General features: G+C 62.4%; 7 protein-coding genes. 5 read left to right on the forward strand and 2 right to left on the reverse strand.

Features of this window, described 5'->3' with window-relative positions:
* Positions 1 to 341 precede the first annotated feature (341 nt).
* Positions 342 to 665 (forward strand): sel1 repeat family protein, encoded by a 324-nt coding sequence (locus tag AD664_RS08875; RefSeq protein WP_080922070.1) that lies wholly within the window; start codon positions 342 to 344, stop codon positions 663 to 665.
* 189 nt (positions 666 to 854) lie between these two features.
* Entirely contained in the window at positions 855 to 2,243 is a 1,389-nt protein-coding gene (gene rmuC / locus AD664_RS08880) for a DNA recombination protein RmuC (RefSeq protein WP_172679712.1), read from the forward strand.
* A gap of 153 nt (positions 2,244 to 2,396) precedes the next feature.
* On the opposite strand, the gene AD664_RS08885 is transcribed toward rmuC, so the two are convergent.
* Together AD664_RS08885 and AD664_RS08890 are read right to left on the reverse strand one after the other, a co-directional pair.
* Positions 2,397 to 5,867 (reverse strand): PAS domain-containing hybrid sensor histidine kinase/response regulator, encoded by a 3,471-nt coding sequence (locus AD664_RS08885; protein ID WP_053145964.1) that lies wholly within the window; start codon positions 5,865 to 5,867, stop codon positions 2,397 to 2,399.
* 250 nt (positions 5,868 to 6,117) lie between these two features.
* Positions 6,118 to 6,657, reverse strand: a complete 540-nt coding sequence (locus AD664_RS08890) for a TetR/AcrR family transcriptional regulator (protein ID WP_053145965.1) — start codon at positions 6,655 to 6,657, stop codon at positions 6,118 to 6,120.
* Positions 6,658 to 6,759: 102 nt separating this feature from the next.
* On the opposite strand from AD664_RS08890, the gene AD664_RS08895 reads away from it, so the two are divergent.
* From AD664_RS08895 to AD664_RS08905, 3 genes are all read left to right on the forward strand, one after another.
* Entirely contained in the window at positions 6,760 to 7,941 is a 1,182-nt protein-coding gene (locus tag AD664_RS08895) for an MFS transporter (protein WP_053145967.1), read from the forward strand.
* 360 nt (positions 7,942 to 8,301) lie between these two features.
* Entirely contained in the window at positions 8,302 to 13,155 is a 4,854-nt protein-coding gene (locus AD664_RS08900; protein ID WP_053145969.1) for a Tc toxin subunit A, read from the forward strand.
* Positions 13,152 to 17,690, forward strand: a complete 4,539-nt coding sequence (locus tag AD664_RS08905; protein ID WP_053145972.1) for a neuraminidase-like domain-containing protein — start codon at positions 13,152 to 13,154, stop codon at positions 17,688 to 17,690. Before AD664_RS08900 ends, AD664_RS08905 begins: the two co-directional genes overlap by 4 nt.
* The last annotated feature ends 62 nt before the right edge of the window (positions 17,691 to 17,752 follow it).

Genomic DNA, 17,752 nt, shown 5'->3' on the forward strand with positions numbered 1-17,752 from the left:
GCGCTTATAACCGCTTCGGGTGTTACTTGTGCACACTTGCTGCGCCACTTGTCACCTTACTGTCATGTCGAAACAAACCCTTGCCAGTGCCTGCATCGAAAATTTAAGTCAATGAAAAACATCGCTTTTTTTTACTGGTGAAAAAATCGTCAGTTTGAGCGCAGGCCCCGTTCCATAGGGCTTTCGGCGAGTTAGAGGGGGGTTGTCCACTGAGTTATCCACAGCTTCTGTGGATTGTCCAAAGCGCTTGCTCTAGCACGGGCGTGCCGGTTTTTTTCGACTTTACCCGTGGGAAAAAAGGAGTAGAGTGGCGCGCCTTTCGATCTGTCCCGCAGTGCTTTATGAAGTTTCGCTCCGTATCAAATCCTGTTACCGGTACCCCTCCCAGTGTTACCCCAACCAAGCGCATTTCGATGCGGGTCGCCGAATGGCTGCTCGACAGCCCGCGCCTGGGAGAAAACCCCAGCGTCAAGCACTTGGCCGGTCGTTTGCTCAAGCAACCGGCCCGTGAAGGTGTGGTCGCCGCGCAAAGTCGTCTAGGGCAGTTGATGTGCCGTGAATGCGGAAACGCCCGGGATCGGCGGATCGGGCATGACCTGTTGCGCCAGGCTGCCCGGGCCGGCGATTCTCGCGCCCGTCAGGCCCTCGGTGAAATCGACGACTGAAATTCAAGACCGCGCTGGGCAATGCCCCGCCAGCTTGGGTAACCTTCGGGCTTTATCTCTTACGCGGGAATTGTCATGGCGATGGATTTGACCAGCCTGTTGTTCGGCCTGGCGGGCGCGGCGGTGCCGTTGCTGGGCCTGGCCTGGCACCTGCAACGCCAGGCGAGCGCCGCGCAGGCCGAACAGGCCTTGCTGGAAGAGCGCCTGGCCACCGCGCACATGGCCCACGACGGCCTCAATGCCCAGCTTGATGCCTGCCGCGATGAGATCAGCGACCTCAGCCAGGCCAACGCCGCCAAGCAGGCCGAGCTTGCCGCCGCGTCCCGGGAAGTCGAGCTGTTGCAGATCGAGCGGGACAACGCTCGCGACGCAGCCCACGCCTGGAACCTGGAACGTGCCAACAAGGAAGCGGAACTGCGCCGCCTCGATGCCCAGGCGGCGTCGCTGCAAGCCGAGCTGCGTGAGCAACAGGAAAGCCATCAGCAACGCCTGGATGACCTGCAAGGTTCGCGGGACGCACTGCGGGCACAATTTGCCGAGCTGGCCGGGAAAATCTTCGACGAGCGTGAACAGCGCTTCGCCGAAACCAGCCAGCAACGCCTGGGCCAATTGCTCGACCCCTTGAAGGAGCGCATCCAGTCCTTCGAAAAACGCGTCGAGGAGAGTTACCAGGCCGAGGCGCGGGAGCGGTTCTCGCTGGGCAAGGAGCTGGAGCGGCTGCAACAGCTGAACCTGCGCCTGAGCGACGAGGCCACCAACCTCACGCGCGCGCTCAAGGGCCAGAAAACCCAAGGCAACTGGGGCGAGCTGATCCTGGAACGGGTACTCGAACACGCCGGCCTGGAGAAAGGTCGTGAGTACCAGACCCAGGTCAGTCTCAAGGGCCCGGATGGCGAGCGCTTCCAGCCCGATGTGCTGATTTATCTGCCTGGCGACAAGCAAGTGGTGGTCGATTCCAAGGTCAGCCTCACGGCTTACCAGCAGTATGTGGCCGCCGAGGATGACGCCATTGGCCTGCTCGCCCTCAAGCAACACGTGGGGTCGTTGCGGGCCCACGTCAAAGGCCTGGCCGGCAAGGACTACAAGCGCCTGGACGGTTTGCACAGCCTGGATTTCGTGTTGTTGTTCGTGCCGATCGAGGCAGCGTTTTCCGCCGCCCTGCAAGCCGAGCCGAACCTGTTCCAGGAGGCCTTCGACCGCAACATCGTGATCGTCAGCCCGACCACTTTGCTGGCGACGCTGCGGGTGATCGACAGCTTGTGGAAACAGGAACGCCAGAGCCAGAACGCCCGGGAAATCGCCGAACGGGCCGGGTGGCTGTACGACAAGTTCGTGTTGTTCATCCAGGACCTGGACGAGATCGGCAGTCGCCTGCAGCAGTTGGACAAGGCCTACAGCGCGGCACGCAACAAGCTGACGCAAGGGCGCGGCAACCTGATCAGCCGCAGCGAACAGCTCAAGCTCCTCGGCGCCCGGGCCAGCAAGAACCTGCCGGCCGATTTGCTGGAGCGGGCGATGACGGATGCGGATGGGTTGCCGGAGTTGCCGGAAGAGGCCAGTGTCAAGCCCGATGCTTGATGCGAACCTCTAAGCTGAAACAACACCCGTGGCGAGGGAGCTTGCTCCCGCTTGAGTGCGTAGCACTCACAAAAAACTGGGTCTGCTGCGCAGCCCAACGGGAGCAAGCTCTCTCGCCACAGGGTTATGTATCAGGCAGGAAAACGATGTTTCTCACAACGGCAAATGCCGACTCAACAACGCCCTCAATGCCGCCGGTTTCACCGGCTTGGCCAGGTAATCCAGGCCTGCGGCGTGCACCTGGGCCACCGTTTCCGGCCGACCGTCGGCGCTGATCACCACCCCAGGCACCGGTTCACCCAGGCGCGTGCGCAACCAGGCCATCAGCTCGGTGCCGGTCTCACCGCCGTCCAGGTGAAAATCCACCAGCGCCAGTTGCGGCCGGCCTCCCTGGGCCAGCCAATGCTCGCATTCGTCACGGTTGCGCGCGGTCCACACCTGGCAACCCCAGCGCGTCAGCAGGCTGTTCATGCCGATCAGGATGCTGTCTTCGTTATCGACGCACAGCACCCGCGCGCCGCTGGGCAGATGGCCGTTGGGTTCGACCACCGCGCCAGGTGCGCTGGCCTGGGCTGCGGCCAGGGGCACGCTGACGCTGAATACGCTGCCTTGGCCGGGCCAGGAGCGCACGCGCAGGGTGTGGCCGAGCACGCGGCAGAGCCCGTCGGCGATCGCCAGGCCCAGCCCCAGGCCTTTTTCGGCACGGGTCTGGTGGCTGTCCAGGCGTTTGAATTCTTCGAAGATGATTTGCTGTTTATCCTCGGCGATACCCGGCCCGCGGTCCCAGACTTCCAGGCACAGCTCGCCGTTGCGTCGCCGGGCGCCCAGCAGCACCGGCCCCTTGGCGTAGCGGAAGGCGTTGGTGAGGAAATTTTGCAGGATGCGCCGCAGCAGCTTGATGTCGCTGTCGATGCGCAGTCGCGAGCCGCGCACCCGGAACTTCAGGCCCTGTTCCTGGGCCAGGACGGTGAACTCCGCGCCGAGGGTGTCGAACAGGTCATTGAGGACGAACGGCTTGCGCTCGGGATTGATCTTGCCGTTCTCCAGGCGGGAAATGTCCAGCAGGTCGGTGATCAGGTCTTCGGCCGAGCGCAGCGAACTGTCCAGGTGTTGCACCAGTTGCCGGGCTTCGCTCGGCAGGCCGTCGTGCTGGTGGGACAGCGCGGCGGAGAACAGGCGCGCGGCGTTGAGCGGCTGCATCAGGTCATGGCTGACGGCGGCGAGGAAGCGGGTCTTCGATTGGTTGGCCGCTTCAGCGGTGCTTTTCGCGTCGGTCAGCGCCAGGTTCAGTTGCGACAGTTCCCAGGTGCGCTCGGCCACCCGCTGCTCCAGGCCTTCGTTGGCCTCGGTCAACGCCTGTTCGGCCTCGCGGAACGCGGTGATGTCGGTGAAGCTCATGACGAAACCGCCGCCAGGCATCGGGTTGCCGATCAGTTCGATGACCCGCCCGTTGGGGAACATCCGTTCGGACGTGTGCGCGCGACCCTGGCGCATCCAGTGCAAACGCCGGGCGACGTGCACCTCCGCCTCGCCGGGCCCGCAAAGGCCGCGTTCGGCGTTGTAGCGGATGATGTCGGCGATGGGCCGGCCGACGCTGATCAAGCCGTCCGGGTAGTTGAACAGTTCCAGGTAGCGGCGGTTCCACGCCACCAACCGCAGTGACTGATCGACCACGCTGATGCCCTGGGTGATGTTCTCGATGGCGCCTTGCAACAACGCGCGGTTGAACTGCAGCACTTCCGAGGCTTCGTCGGCGATGCGCACGACGTCTTCGAGTTGCATCTCGCGGCCTTCGATCGCGGCCTTGACCACCGCCCGCGTCGACGAGGCCCCGAGGACACCGGCCAGCAGGCGTTCGGTGTGGGCGATCCATTCGTTGTCGGCATTCTGGTTCGGGTTGAAGCCCTTGCCCTGGCGGTAGGCGAAGCGGATGAAGCTCTGCCGGGCCCGTTCCTCGCCCACGAAGCGGGCGGCCAGTTGTAGCAGGTCTTCGATGCGCACCGCCAGCATCGAGCGGGCGTTGGGGCGGGCGCTGATTTCCTGGCCGATGAAGCGTCCGGCTTGCCAGTGTTCCGACACGCGGGTGCGCGACAGCACCGAGACCCAGGCAAACAAGGTGAAGTTGCCGGCCAGGGACAGCACCACGCCCTGGGTCAACGGGCTGATCGGCAGGTTCAACGGGTTGCCGTGCAGCCAGGCCAGGCCCGGGAAACTGTCCAGGGACCAGCCGAGGCTGTGGGCGGCGATCGGCAGCACCAGGGTGTAGAACCACAGGAAAATCCCGCTGGCGAGGCCGGCGAACACCCCGCGCCGGTTGGCCTGTTTCCAGTACAGCGCGCCCAGCATGGCGGGGGCCAGTTGCGTGACGGCGGCGAAGGCAATCTGGCCGATGGTCGCCAGGCTCGCGGTCGAGCCCAGCAACCGGTAGCTGACATAGGCCAGCAACAGGATCACCACGATGCTCACGCGGCGCACCGACAGCATCCACTGGCGGAACACCTCGAAGGGCCGCTCGGCGTTGTTGCGGCGCAGCAGCCAGGGCAGCAGCATGTCGTTGGAGACCATGGTGGAGAGCGCCACGCTGGCGACAATCACCATGCCGGTGGCTGCCGAGGCGCCGCCGATGAACGCCAGCAACGCCAGCGCCGGGTGGGCCTGCGCCAAGGGCAGGCTGATGACGAACGAGTCCGGCAGCACCGATCGCGGCAGCATCATTTGCCCGGCCAGGGCGATGGGCACCACGAACAGCGCGGCGAGGGCCAGGTAGGCGGGGAACACCCATTTGGCCAGGCGCAGATCCTGGGGCTCGATGTTTTCCACCACGGTCACGTGGAATTGTCGCGGCAGGCAGATGATCGCCATCATCGCCACGCCGGTCTGTACCACCATGGACGGCCAGTTGATGGTTTCCTTCCAGTATTGCTCCAGCCGTGGTGCGAGCATCGCCTGGTCGAACAGGTCGTCGAAGCCGTCGTAGAGGCCGTACGTCACGAACGCGCCGACCGCCAGGAAGGCGAACAACTTCACCAGGGATTCGAAGGCAATCGCCAGCACCATGCCGCGGTGGTGTTCGGTGGCGTCCAGGTTGCGGGTCCCGAACACGATGGTGAACAGCGCCAGGATCAGCGAGACGATCAGCGCGGTGTCCTGTGCGCGGGTGCCCATGGCGTCGGCGCCGGCACCTATCAACAGGTTCACTCCCAGGACGATGCCCTTGAGCTGCAAGGCAATGTACGGCAGCACGCCCACCAGGCAGATCAGCGCCACCACCACCGCCAGGGATTGGGACTTGCCGTAGCGGGCGGCGATGAAGTCGGCGATGGAGGTGATGTTCTCCTGTTTGCTGATCATCACCATCTTCTGCAAGACCCATGGCGCCAGCACCAGCAGCAGGATCGGCCCGAGGTAGATCGGCAGGAACGACCAGAGCTGTTCGGCGGCCTGGCCCACGGCGCCGAAGAACGTCCAACTGGTGCAGTACACCGCCAGCGACAGGCTGTAGACCCAGGCGCGCACCCGCGGCGGCAGCGGCGTGCTGCGGCGGTCGCCGTAGAAGGCGATGGCGAACATGATGGCCATATAGGCCAGGGCGACAACGGCGATCAGCCCGCTGGACAACGACATGGAGACTCCCGACAAAAGGCACCGGGGCTTGAGCCCGGCAAGACAGTCTCGCACGCCCGCCTGGGTTCGTCAGTGTCGACCAAGGTCGAGGCGTGGTGGGGTGTCGCAGGTTGCGAGAATCCTGGGGGGGTGAGGTGGCCGGGCGGGCCTCATCGCGAGCAGGCTCGCTCCCACAGGGGTTATGGGGTGTACACGGATTCGGCGTCCACGCAGGCCCATTGTGGGAGCGAGCCTGCTCGCGATGGCGGCCTTACTGACCCAGCGCGATATCCACCAACCGATACAACTCCTCAACCGCAAGCGGCTCGCTGGCAAAGAGGATGCGGAACACCGTCGGCGCCACTACCAGATTGATCAATCGCTCGATGCCAGGGTTCGGTTCGTCGGGATAGCGATCCAGGATGACTTGCAACTGACCGCTGAGGATTCCTACACACTGTCCGGGCGTGGGGCAGGCCTGGATGTCGCGCATCATGTTGCGTCCGGGTTCGGAACTCATTTCATCCAGGTATTGCTCGGCCCAGGCTCGCAAGTCGCCGCGCAGGCTGCCGGTGTTGGCCGGTTCGGTATCGGGGCGCATGTGGGCGATGGCGACGTCGGCCAGCAGCGCCGGCAGATCGCCCCAGCGCCGGTAGATAGTGGAGGGCGTCACCCCGGCCCGCGCGGCGATTTGCGGCACGGTCAGGCTCGCGCGGTCCTGCTCTTGCAGCAACTGCCGAACGGCCGAATGAATCGACTCCTGGACCCGGGCGCTTCTGCCGCCGGGGCGTAAACCTTCTTTAATAGCCATGGGTCGGACCTTAACACAAAGAATTTGCTTTAAGCGCATGTCGGTTGCACACTCGGCAAAAGCTAAAAAATAGCTTTTGCAAAATTCGTGTGGAGTGTGCCCATGTCCCGTCCAGCTTCGACCGGTGCCAGCCTGTTATTCCTGGCGATCACCTTGCTCAGCTTTCTCGCTGCTTCCAGCGCGCCGACGCCGTTGTACCACCTTTACCAGGAACATTTGCAATTCTCCCCGGCGACCCTGACGCTGATTTTCGGTGTGTACGCGTTCAGCCTGCTGACGGCACTGCTGACCGTCGGCTCGCTGTCGGATTATCTGGGACGCAAACCGGTGATTTTCGTGTCGCTGCTGTTCAACATGCTGGCGATGCTGCTGTTCATCTTTGCCGACAGTGTCGCCTGGCTGATCGGCGCCCGGGTGATCCAGGGGTTCGCCACGGGGATGGCCACCAGTGTCCTGGGTGCCGCGCTGTTGGACTTCGACCGCAGGCAAGGCCCGCTGATCACCAGCGTTGCGCCGCTGCTGGGCATGGCGTTCGGAGCGTTGGGCTGTGGCCTGCTGGCCGAGTTCGCACCGTGGCCGTTACAACTGACCTACTGGATCCTGCTGGGAATGTTTTTATTCCAGGCCATCTACCTATGGCGCCTGAGCGAGAGCGTCAGTGCGCAACCGGGCGCCTGGCGGTCCCTGCGCCCGACCTTGCACGTGCCGGTCCAGGCGCGGCGTGCCTTGTGGCTGGTGCTGCCGTTGGACCTGGCGGCCTGGGCCGTCGGCGGTTTTTATCTATCGCTGGCGCCGTCCCTGGTGCGAGCGGCGACGGGCTCGACCTCCAACCTGGTCGGCGGTGCGCTGGTGGCGGTGCTGACACTCAGCGGCGCGTTGTCCATCTACACCCTGCGTAATCAGCAGGCGGGCAAGATGCTGCGCCTGGCTGCCAGCTTGTTGGTGCTCGGCCTGGCGTTGGTGCTGGTTGCGGTACATGGCGCCAGCTTGCCGTTGTTCTTCGTCGGTACCCTGGTCACCGGTAGCGGTTTCGGCGCGGGATTCCTCGGCGCGCTGCGCAGCATCATGCCGCAGGCGTTGCCTCATGAACGGGCTGGCTTGATGTCGGCGTTCTATGTGCTCAGCTACCTGGCGTTCAGCCTGCCGTCGTTGCTGGCCGGGAACCTGACGCGGGTGTTTGGCTTGATCCCGACGACCGATGGATATGGCGTGGTGTTGATTGTGTTGTCGGTCGCTGCATTGCTGGGTCTGGTGCGGCAGTCGGCGAGGCTGGCGCCAACATGAACGGTATTATCACGCGCCTGCGCTGGGCCGATCCGTCGTGACGGAGCACTGTCAGTTCCTACAGTTGTTGGATAAAAAATGCTGTGTTCTATTGATTTCGTTGTCGCCGATGCTTCCAGCCAAGGCGAATGACAACTCAGCCGTTGGACTCTAAGCGCGAGTCTGGAGCAGTGTTCACAGGTCAGGTCCATCGTAAAAGGGTGGATCGCCACCAAAGCGCCGCCGTTTTTTTGGGGGCGACTTCAACTGGGTAGTTTCGCGCGCAGGCTGTGGGTCTAGAAGTCTTTCTTCGGAGAACTTTCGATGCCACCGGATCTTCGCTCGCCTTCAACTGCCCGGGAGCCGTTGGCGACGGCCCTCATGTCGCAACTCAATCCTGGTGCAAACGAAACAATCAATGCCATTGTGGCGAAGGCGGGCTCGATCCTCGAGTTGGCGCGGCAGCACCCTGAGCGGTGGATTGCCCAAGGCTTGCGTATCGGGCAGGCCAGGGAGCTGCACGAGCGTGCGATGAGCGCGGCAATATGGATGACGCGCCAGTATCGCGAGCGCGAACTCAGAGGCGTGGACCGCCTGACCTATGATGTGCGCCGTGGTTTTGCCTCGCTCACGGATGGGCCGCGTTATGACCTGGAGTTTGACGAAGACTGGTCGAACATGGCTCGTCCGAATGCCATCGAAGCAAGAACCTCTCCCGTGGCTTATCTGTTCAGCCTCTACAGGAAGGCGTTGTTGCTGGAAGCCGCTGGAGAGGAGGGCAACCGCTTTCGCCTGGAGGACCGGCGACCGGATATTGCCAGCGAACCGATCGACAGCGCGGCGCTGACTCAGGAATGTTCGGTGTTATCGCTCTCGACACGGATTCTGGAGGCCGCTCTTCTCGATGTCGCGCAGCGAGCGGAACCCGACACGGTCGATGCCGACAGGGTCCTGGCAACGGCGCGTTATCCCTTGAGCATGCCGTACGAACATTGGGTTGAGCAGCTCCAGGTGATCCTGTCGTTGTTTGACGCCTCGGTAGCGGCCTTTGGCGAACTGGCGCGGGCGACGGATCCGGATTTCCATTACTTCGCCGTTTCAGGCATGCAGACCGATCGCGGCGACGACACCTTCCTGCTGAGCCTGCCGATCGGCCCGGCGCGTCGTGAACTGCTCTTGGAAGCACTGTTCAACGGTGCTCGGCCCGGCAACGAAGAAGAGATGGCGAACTTCTACTGGACGACCTATCGGGTCTATTCCAGGGTGGCCCTGGAGCACAGCGCGGAGTTCTGTACGCGCACCGGGATAACACAGGACACGCTCGCCAGCCTGTTCGCCGTGAAGCAAGACTTACCGATCCTGTCCGCTCATGTGCCTGCGACGCAGGAGCCCGGCCCGCAGGCGTTTGGCGCGGTGTACATCAATGGCGCGCAGCGCCCTGCCATCGACCTGGTGGCAGCCCAGGACACGCCGGCTTTCCAGGAAACAAGGGATACGGAACCGGTGCCGCTCGACCCGCCTGTTCGGTTGGCCAATTTCACGGACGAACGGGCTGACCGGATCCACCGGCTGATCCGGCTCAGCCGCTGGCTTGGGACCTCTTTTCGAGAGATGGATCAACTGATTGTCGCCGCCCATCGCGCCGAGAAGGGCGACGGCGCGCCGCACATCACCCGCAACACGCTCAAGGCCCTTGGGGTTTTCTGTGAGATGCGCCAGCGTTATGGCGTGAGCGCAGAGGATTTCGCCGCCTGGCTCGACAAGGTGTCGGTCTTTGGCGCTGGCGAGGTGGCTGCTCAATACGACCGTATTTTCGTCAACCATGGGCTGCTGGGCGCCCCCCTGGTCCTGGACAATTCGCCGTTCAGCGCGAGGATCGAGGACAACATCGATGAGCACGGGCGTGAAACGGTCCAGGCGATTTGTGCAAGCCTTGGCCTGGATACATCCGAGTTCACCTACATGGCACGGGTGATCGCCAATAGCTATGACCCGCCGGAGCTCAAGCGCAACCTGGAGATTCTGTCTTCGTTCTATCGCATTGCCAGCATCGCTCGCTACCTGGAAGTGCCCCCGACCGTCCTGATCGGGCTGGTGCAGACCCTTGGCCAGTCGGGCCCGATCTTGAAGCAGATTGCTGGCGTACCGTCGGTGGAAGCGTTGCCGACGCTGGGAGCCACGGACTTTTCAGCGGCGTTGATGGCCGTCGTCGATTGCGTGCGCTGGTGCCGGGAAAAAAGTATCGACCTGGCCTGGTTCGTGCGGGCCATGCGTTCGAACACTACGGTGCCCGTGGCCAGTGACAGCGAACGGCAACTGGTCGCCAGCCTGCATACGATGCTCGACAGCCTGCGGATCACCCATGAAGCGCTGGAGCAGGCAGGGGTGCCAACCACCTTGAGTGCGCGGGCAACGGCCGTCGGCATAGACTGGATTGCGGCGCTGACGGACGTCATCGATGCCCAGGGCATCGTGCTGGATGGGGTCTCGGGTTCGGACACGGATTACGCAATGAGCGTGCGCAACATCGTCGCCGATGTGGTGGAGCGGATCGCCCAGCAGGATTCGATTCACCGAGACGACCTGGGTGAGGCGCAGACGCTCAAAGCTACGGTGGTGGAGTCCGTGACCGCGGTCATTCTGCGGATGCGGGCCTCGCAGCGGGCGCTGGTCGAAGAGCACCTGGCCAGCTACCTGGCGATTTCCGCCGATCTGGTCCTGCCGCTGATCGAGTGGGCGGATCAGAGCGTCTACGACATCTTGCGCTGGGTGTGGGAAACCGAAGGGGTGGTGACCCCCGCCGGGTCGTTGCGCACGAGGGTCTTGCGGCTGTTGAGCCCGTCCGATCCAGTCGCACGGCGTTTTCGTGTCGCCATGCCGACTCGGCACGCGCTCCTCCAGGACGATGACTTCGAAGACTGGAGCAACGTCGACGTCATGCTGCAGAAACTGGGGAGCCTGCAACGCCTGGCCGATGTCGTGCGTCAGTTCGAGCTCGATGGCGAAATGCTCAGCCGTCATGCCGCCAGCAGGCGGCAGTTGCACGCCTGGCCGCAAGCCCCCGACCCCTTTGGTTTCGCGCCGGGCCTGGATGCCACCGGTGCGATTGCCCTGGGCACCCTGTATCACCTGCAGACTTACCGCGATGTCACCTCGCGCATGCAGGCGTCCCCATCGGTCTTGATGGACTATTTATCCCTGGTCAACGATCCCTTGGCCTTCGATCCTGATCTTATCGCTGAAAGCGAGGACTATGCCCGCCTGATGCAGGACGCCGCCGCCGTCAAGGTCGCGGAGATGCTCGGGGTCAGCGCGCGCGAGGTGTTGGAGGCCGCTCGGGTGATCACGCCCACGGGGGTGATCACCCAGTTGAGCCAGTTCAATGGCTTTATCCGCATGCTGGAAATGGCCCGCTCAAGCGAGCTGAGTATTCTGGCCCTGCACGAGTTGGGCGGATTGCCGGTGTCTGCGAATACCGAAGACTATCGCTACGCCGTGCAATACGCGCTCGGCAGCCTCTACGCCGGGCGGCTGCAACGGGGCGGGTCGGGTAATGCTCCCGAAGTCGGCCAGGCGACCACGAGCGAGGCGTCGGTCGACCAGGCACGCCTGGTCGCCAATACGCTCAGTTCCGCCCCGCAAAAGGCGCAGGCGCTGTATCGCCTGCTGGTGCGTGATTTGAGCGGTAAACCGTTGGTCAACATTCGCGTGCGGTGGTCGCTGACCGGTCCCGGATCCCTGGACGCGGACGTCTCCCACACGGATGCGGACGGTGTGGTCGAGGTCACGCTGATCGCGGGCGGCGAGATGGGCATCACCACCGTCTTTGCAACCATCGGACTCGACCAGCGCATTGCCATGCCCACGGTGACCATCGACTGCGATGAGGAAACGCTGGCCCTGCGTCAGCCGAAACCGGATGAAGACGTCGCGCCCAAGCTGGCCGGTCGTCGCGAGGCCTTCGAGTTGTCGGTCATCTTGCGCGACCGCTATGGGAACTGGGGGCGCAATCGGCGGGTGCGCTGGAGCATCAGCGAAGGGCCGGGTCAGTTCAGGAAGGATACGACGGTTGCCGATGAAAACGGGGTTGCCCGTGCCCAGTTGTTCAGCAATGAAGAGGGGGTGACGAAAGTGCGCGCCAGCCTTGGCGAGGGGCTGGAGCTGGAAGGGTTTTCCGCGTTTCGGTTCATTGACGCGCCGTTCATCGATACGAAATTTTATGGGCTGCGGTTCAGGGGGCCGAATGTGATGGGCCTGGATGCGGCTATTGCTTGCCGTGTGCTGTCGCTGAGCGGCGTGGGCAAGCCGCTGGAACACGTCGCCTGGAGCGTGCGGTTTGCCGACGGGTCGAGCCATGAGCCCGACGAACCGGTTGTTTGCGATCCTGATGGGTATGCCGTGCTCCCGTTGCCTTCCTCAGTCGTGAAGGAGGGTGTCATGAAGGTCCGTGCGACCCTGTTGCCTGCCCAGGGCGGCGACGACAGGGAAGAGGTCTTCGAACAAGACATGATCATCCTTCCCGAGCCCAGGCTCGCCGCCGCGTCACCTGCCAGTGTGTCGGTGATTGCCCAGGCTGGCGAGGTGGTGCACATGCGGGTGCGGGTGGAGGCCGAGGTCGGTGAAGGCGCCGCGACGCGCTTTGAGGGGGTGGGAGAATACCCCGTGCATTGGGCCATGAACGGTGACGAAAATGGCAAAGAGACGCAGACCGACTCCGAAGGCATGGCGGTTTTTGCCGTGCCGATCGACCGGGCAGCAGAGCACACGTTGTTGGCAACATTGAGTGCCCCCGCGGGCCAGACGGTGACCTTCACGGTGAAGGTCTTGGCAGAACCGGATTGGCACTTCTCGTTGACGCCGGTCGATCAGCCGGGGAGCGACGAGCCGCTGGATTCGCTGACGTTCGTTGTCGGCAAGCGCTACACATTGAGCCTCGCGGACACGTCCGACGCCAGCATGACGGCGGGGCGCGAGATCGCCCTGACCTGGAGCGGCGTCAATCCGGTCGGCCAGGGGCTGGTGGCTACGCCGAGTTTCCTGCAGATGCGTCCGCTTCCCGAGGACGGACGATTGAGCTGGCAGATCGATTGCAGGCAACTGCCAGACCCTTCTGCGGTGTTCTCCATTGGCGCGACGCTGCAAGGCGCCCGCTACAGCCAGATCCTGCGCACGAAAATCCAGGCGGATGAGCCATCGTCCCGATCAGGAATGAGTTCCAGGAGGGCGCGGCCATGACAGATCTGAAGACGAAACTCGAAGACTTGAGCAAGCAGCGCCAGACCGCTCTCCTTGAATGTTACCTGGGCGCCGTGGCGGCCCGGGATGGTGATACCAATGTATTGGCGGCGGCCGCTGATCTGGATGCGTATCACCTGTTCGACCACCATGTCGGCACGGCGCCGAAAACTTCAGCCGTGGGCGAGAAGATCGCCAGCCTGCAACGCTATATCCACGGCATCTACTCCGGCGACGAGCCGGGGTTCGGGCAGGATTTCGATGCGCGGGAAGTCGAGGCCTGGCGCCAGTGGGAAAGCCGTTATGCGATCTGGGCCGGCGCGGAGAAACTGCAAAGCTATCCGGAAAACTACATCGACCCTGAATTACGCATCGTCAAATCACGGTTTTACGAAGAGTTGGAAGGGGATCTGGCACAAGGGCGCCTCAACACCGAGCGTGCGCAATCGTCCGTGCTCGGCTATCTGGAAAAGTTCGAGGACGTCGCCGATATCGATGTGCTCAACGGTTACATCGATGGGCCTTTCGTGGTGTCCGATTCAACGGTTTATCGGGCGGACTATTACTTTCTCGGGCGCAAGCGCGCCGATAGCAAATACTACTGGCGCAAGGTCGCGGTCGTTCTTGGCGAGGCGCAAACCCGCGTGCCCCCCAGTGCCTGGAGCGAATGGGAGCCCATCGAGGCCGGCATTGGCGATGCAACGAGTGTGCGCCTGACCTTTTTCGGTAACCGGCTTTACGTGTTCTGGGTGGGGCGCTCGTCCTTCAATGAGATTGGCCAGACCGAGGGATTGAACTGGGACCAGTTCGATATTCGTTTTTCCTATCGCGGGTTGAGCGGCACTTGGGCGCCGCCCTCGACCGTTGACACCGTCATGCTCGAACGCCAGGGCACGCCACCCGGCAAGCGCCACCGACGTGCACGTGCCGATGAAGGCCGGAGCGCTCTTCTGGCGATCACCAGTGACAGCGGACTTGCCAAAGAAGCGAAACAGATGGTGCTCGGCATTATCCTGTCGACCGCCGATGGCGATCGCACGACCTGTTACTACGCGTGGGATGAGCTGTTGAACCGCATCGATCTGGGGACAAAAGAGCGCAGCCACATTGACCGCTTACTCGCGCAGTATTCGCAGGAGGCGCCGAATCAAGGCCCTTCTTACCTCCAGCGACGCTTGCCGCAGTTGGGTGAGGAGGGGGACTACAAGGCGTGGTCAGTCGAATCCATCCGAGTCAAAGGCAGTGCGCATCCGTCCCTGTTCACCGACTATCTGCGCCTTCGGGCAATGAACATCGCCGGAAAAAGCCTGCTCGTCACTGTGGATAGCGCGCATAAGTTGCATGAGAAGTGGTTGTCTCACGCCGTGGCACGCGTCCAATCCAATGACCCCCAAACAGAGTCTTCGTTTTTTGATATCGATATGGTGTTCCGTGAGTCGTCTTCTGGCCGCGACTACTACAGCGTGAAACTTGATTTTTCGTCGTGGCGTGGTTCATCCGTGCGGATCGAGTTATTGAACGAGCAGGGGGCGGTGGGGCACCACGTGAATTTTGTGGGGGGACCTCCCGGATTTGGCACATCTTTTCCGGCAGTGGACAGGGAGGGGGTTTATAACGATACATTCCTGCACATCGCGAATATGTCGGATGACGCCTACTACACCTTTGGAACCTGGCTGAGGGTTACGGGCGGCAGCCATTCCGACTTGAAACTCAATAGAACATTCACTCGGCGCACCCAATGGGCAAACCCTGTGGCCATGCCGATCTGGGTGGGAGAAGACGAGGCGCCCGCCGGTGAGCTGCCGCTCTTTCGATTCAATGGCGCGGCGGCGTATTTGAAAACGCTTCCCTTGGCGAGCCATTCCCAGATCGTTGCCGTCGGGTTGGGGGAATATGCCAACGATACCTGGAGCCAGGGCTACCAAAAGTACGAGGTCAGGTTGAAAGCCCCGTCGCTCGACGGGCCGAGGATCGCCTGGGGCCCCGAAAACGCTCAAGGCCAGGCCGGTCAGTTTCTTGATTTCGGTCTTGAGTTCGGCGCGGATAAAACCGTCGACGCCATCCGCCTGAACACCACGTTCGGTCGCGAATTGGTGGAGCGGGCCGCGCTCTCCATCGACAATTTGCTCTCCTGGGACAGTCAGCACACTGAAGAACCACCGCGTCCTGGGTCCAATGAACCGGAGTTTCTCGACTTCCACGGGGCGAACGGGCGCTATTTCTGGGAGATTTTCTTCCATCTTCCGCACCTGATAGCGGTACGGCTACGCCGTGAGATGAGCTACGAGGATGCGCTCGGCTGGCTGCACCATCTGTTCGATCCATCCACCAGGATCAACCCGGGGCGCATCGAAACCATCGCCTATTGGCGCTCGCGCCCGCTGTTGATGGAGGGCGATCCAAGCTTCGAAGTGGCATCACCCGCCGATCCGGATGCCATCGCCTACAGCAACCCGGTTCACTATCGCAAACGGATCTTTCGCGACTATGTTGAAACCCTGATCGAATGGGGCGACTGGCTCTACAGGCAGCTGACCCGCGACAGCCTGACCGAAGCCAAAATGCTCTATCTGCGGGCTGCGCGCATGATGGGACCGGCACCCGACGTGCGCGGTGCTTCCAACTGGACGCCCAAATCACTTGATGAACTGCAAGATGCACGGAACCTCGGGTGTTTCGACGCGCTCGTCCCATTCCTGTCGGCCGATAGGCTGGTCAATCTACCGCTGACATCCGGCCATGCAGGGTGGGCACCGCTGTTGGACCATCCGGACTTCCGGCCGGAAATAAACCGCGACCTGCTGGACGTCTGGGATACGCTGCAAGCCCGGCTGCACAACCTGCGGCATTACCTGACCCTCGACGGCAAGCCCATCGACCTGCCGCTTTACGACATGCCCATCAATCCAAAAGACCTGATGCGGGCCCAGGCAGGGGGTGGGGGGTTCAATCTACGGGATATCCTGACGCCGCCTATCGTCCCGCCTTACCGCTTCATGGCCATCCTGCCCCGTGCGCAACAGGCGGTACAGACCCTGTGCCGGTTTGGCGATCAACTGCGCCAATACATGGAGCAGGCCGATCGCTGCGACCAGGAAACCTTGCAACAGGAACACCTGATCGAGATGGGGGACTTCAGCCGCGAACTGCAAGCCGAGCTGTTGAAGCATGCAGGTGTCACGCTCGAGGCCCTCGAGGCCTCTCGAGATGCGATCGACGTGCGGGAAAAGTATTTCAAGGGGCTGATCTCCGGGGATCTCAACAGGGAAGAAATCAAGGCGGCCAAGAGTCTGCAACAGGCAAAGACAAACACGGTACTCGCGGGATTCGTCAGCGCTGTGGGGCAGGGGGCGGATGCTGCTCCCAACATTATCGGGATGGCTACCGGGGGGATGAAATTCAGCAGTGTGTTCCAGGCACCTGCGACAATGCTGAGCACGTACGGTCAAGCAGAGTCGATCTGGAGCACGCTGCACGACCGCTACGGTTCGCAACAGCGCATGCGTGACGAATGGAACTTCCAACACAAGGCAGTGCTCGCCGAGCTGACCGCACTGGACAAGCAGCTGCAAGCCCAGAAAATTCAGATCCAGGCCTCGGTGGTCTCGGTCAACCAGCAGATGCGTGCCATTGAACAGGCCCGGGAGATGTACACGTTTCTCACCCAGACCCGCACGTCCAGGGCATCGCTCTATCGCTGGATGCAAAGCAAGATGGCCACGCTTTATTTTCAGACCTACGACGCGGTCACGGCCCTGTGTCTGTCGGTGCAGTCCTGCTGGCAGTACGAAATCGGCGATTATGAAAGCCATTTCATCCTGCCTGGCGCATGGGTCGACAGCCATCATGGCTTCACGGCCGGCGAGACGCTGACGCTTGGTCTGCTGCGCATGGAATCGGCCTTTGTCCATCGTTATGAGCGGCGGCTGACGATCCGCAAAATGCTCTCGCTGCGTGACTATTTCGCGCCAGAACCCTGGGCCGATAAGCTCCAGATGCTGCAGAGCACCGGCAAGCTGGATTTCAACCTCGACAGCCGGTTTTACGACAGCGACTATCCCGGCCATTACTTGCGCCAGATCCGTCGGGTATCGATCACATTGCCGGCGCTGCTGGCCCCTTACGAAATGGTCAGCATGACGCTGACGCAAATCTCCAGCAAGTTGCTGACCAAACCCGATCCGGGTGGTGCCCGGCATCTCTACGATCCGCAACACCCTGATGCCGATACCACCCATGTGCGCTACAACCTGCGCGCTCAGCCGCAAATCACCGTGTCCGATGCCCTGGACGATGACGGCACCGGCTCGCGTTTCGCTTTCGACGAAGACCGCTACGCGTCCTTTGAGCGAACCGGTGCGATTTCGTCCTGGCAGCTCGCTATCCCAAGGACGCAGCCAGGCCAGCAAGAGCAGCTCCTGGCATCGCTGACCGACATCATCATTGAGGTGGAATACACCGCCCTCGATGGCGGCCGCGACTTTGCCGCGCAAATCGAAACGCTTTTGAACGAGACGGGGTTGCGCCAGTAGCACGGGAGCGCATGCAACCGCGTTGACAACGGGCACGCAGTCGCCCGGCCTGACGTAAACAC

The organism is Pseudomonas sp. P97.38, from assembly GCF_001269745.1.
Classification (GTDB): domain Bacteria; phylum Pseudomonadota; class Gammaproteobacteria; order Pseudomonadales; family Pseudomonadaceae; genus Aquipseudomonas; species Aquipseudomonas chlororaphis_E.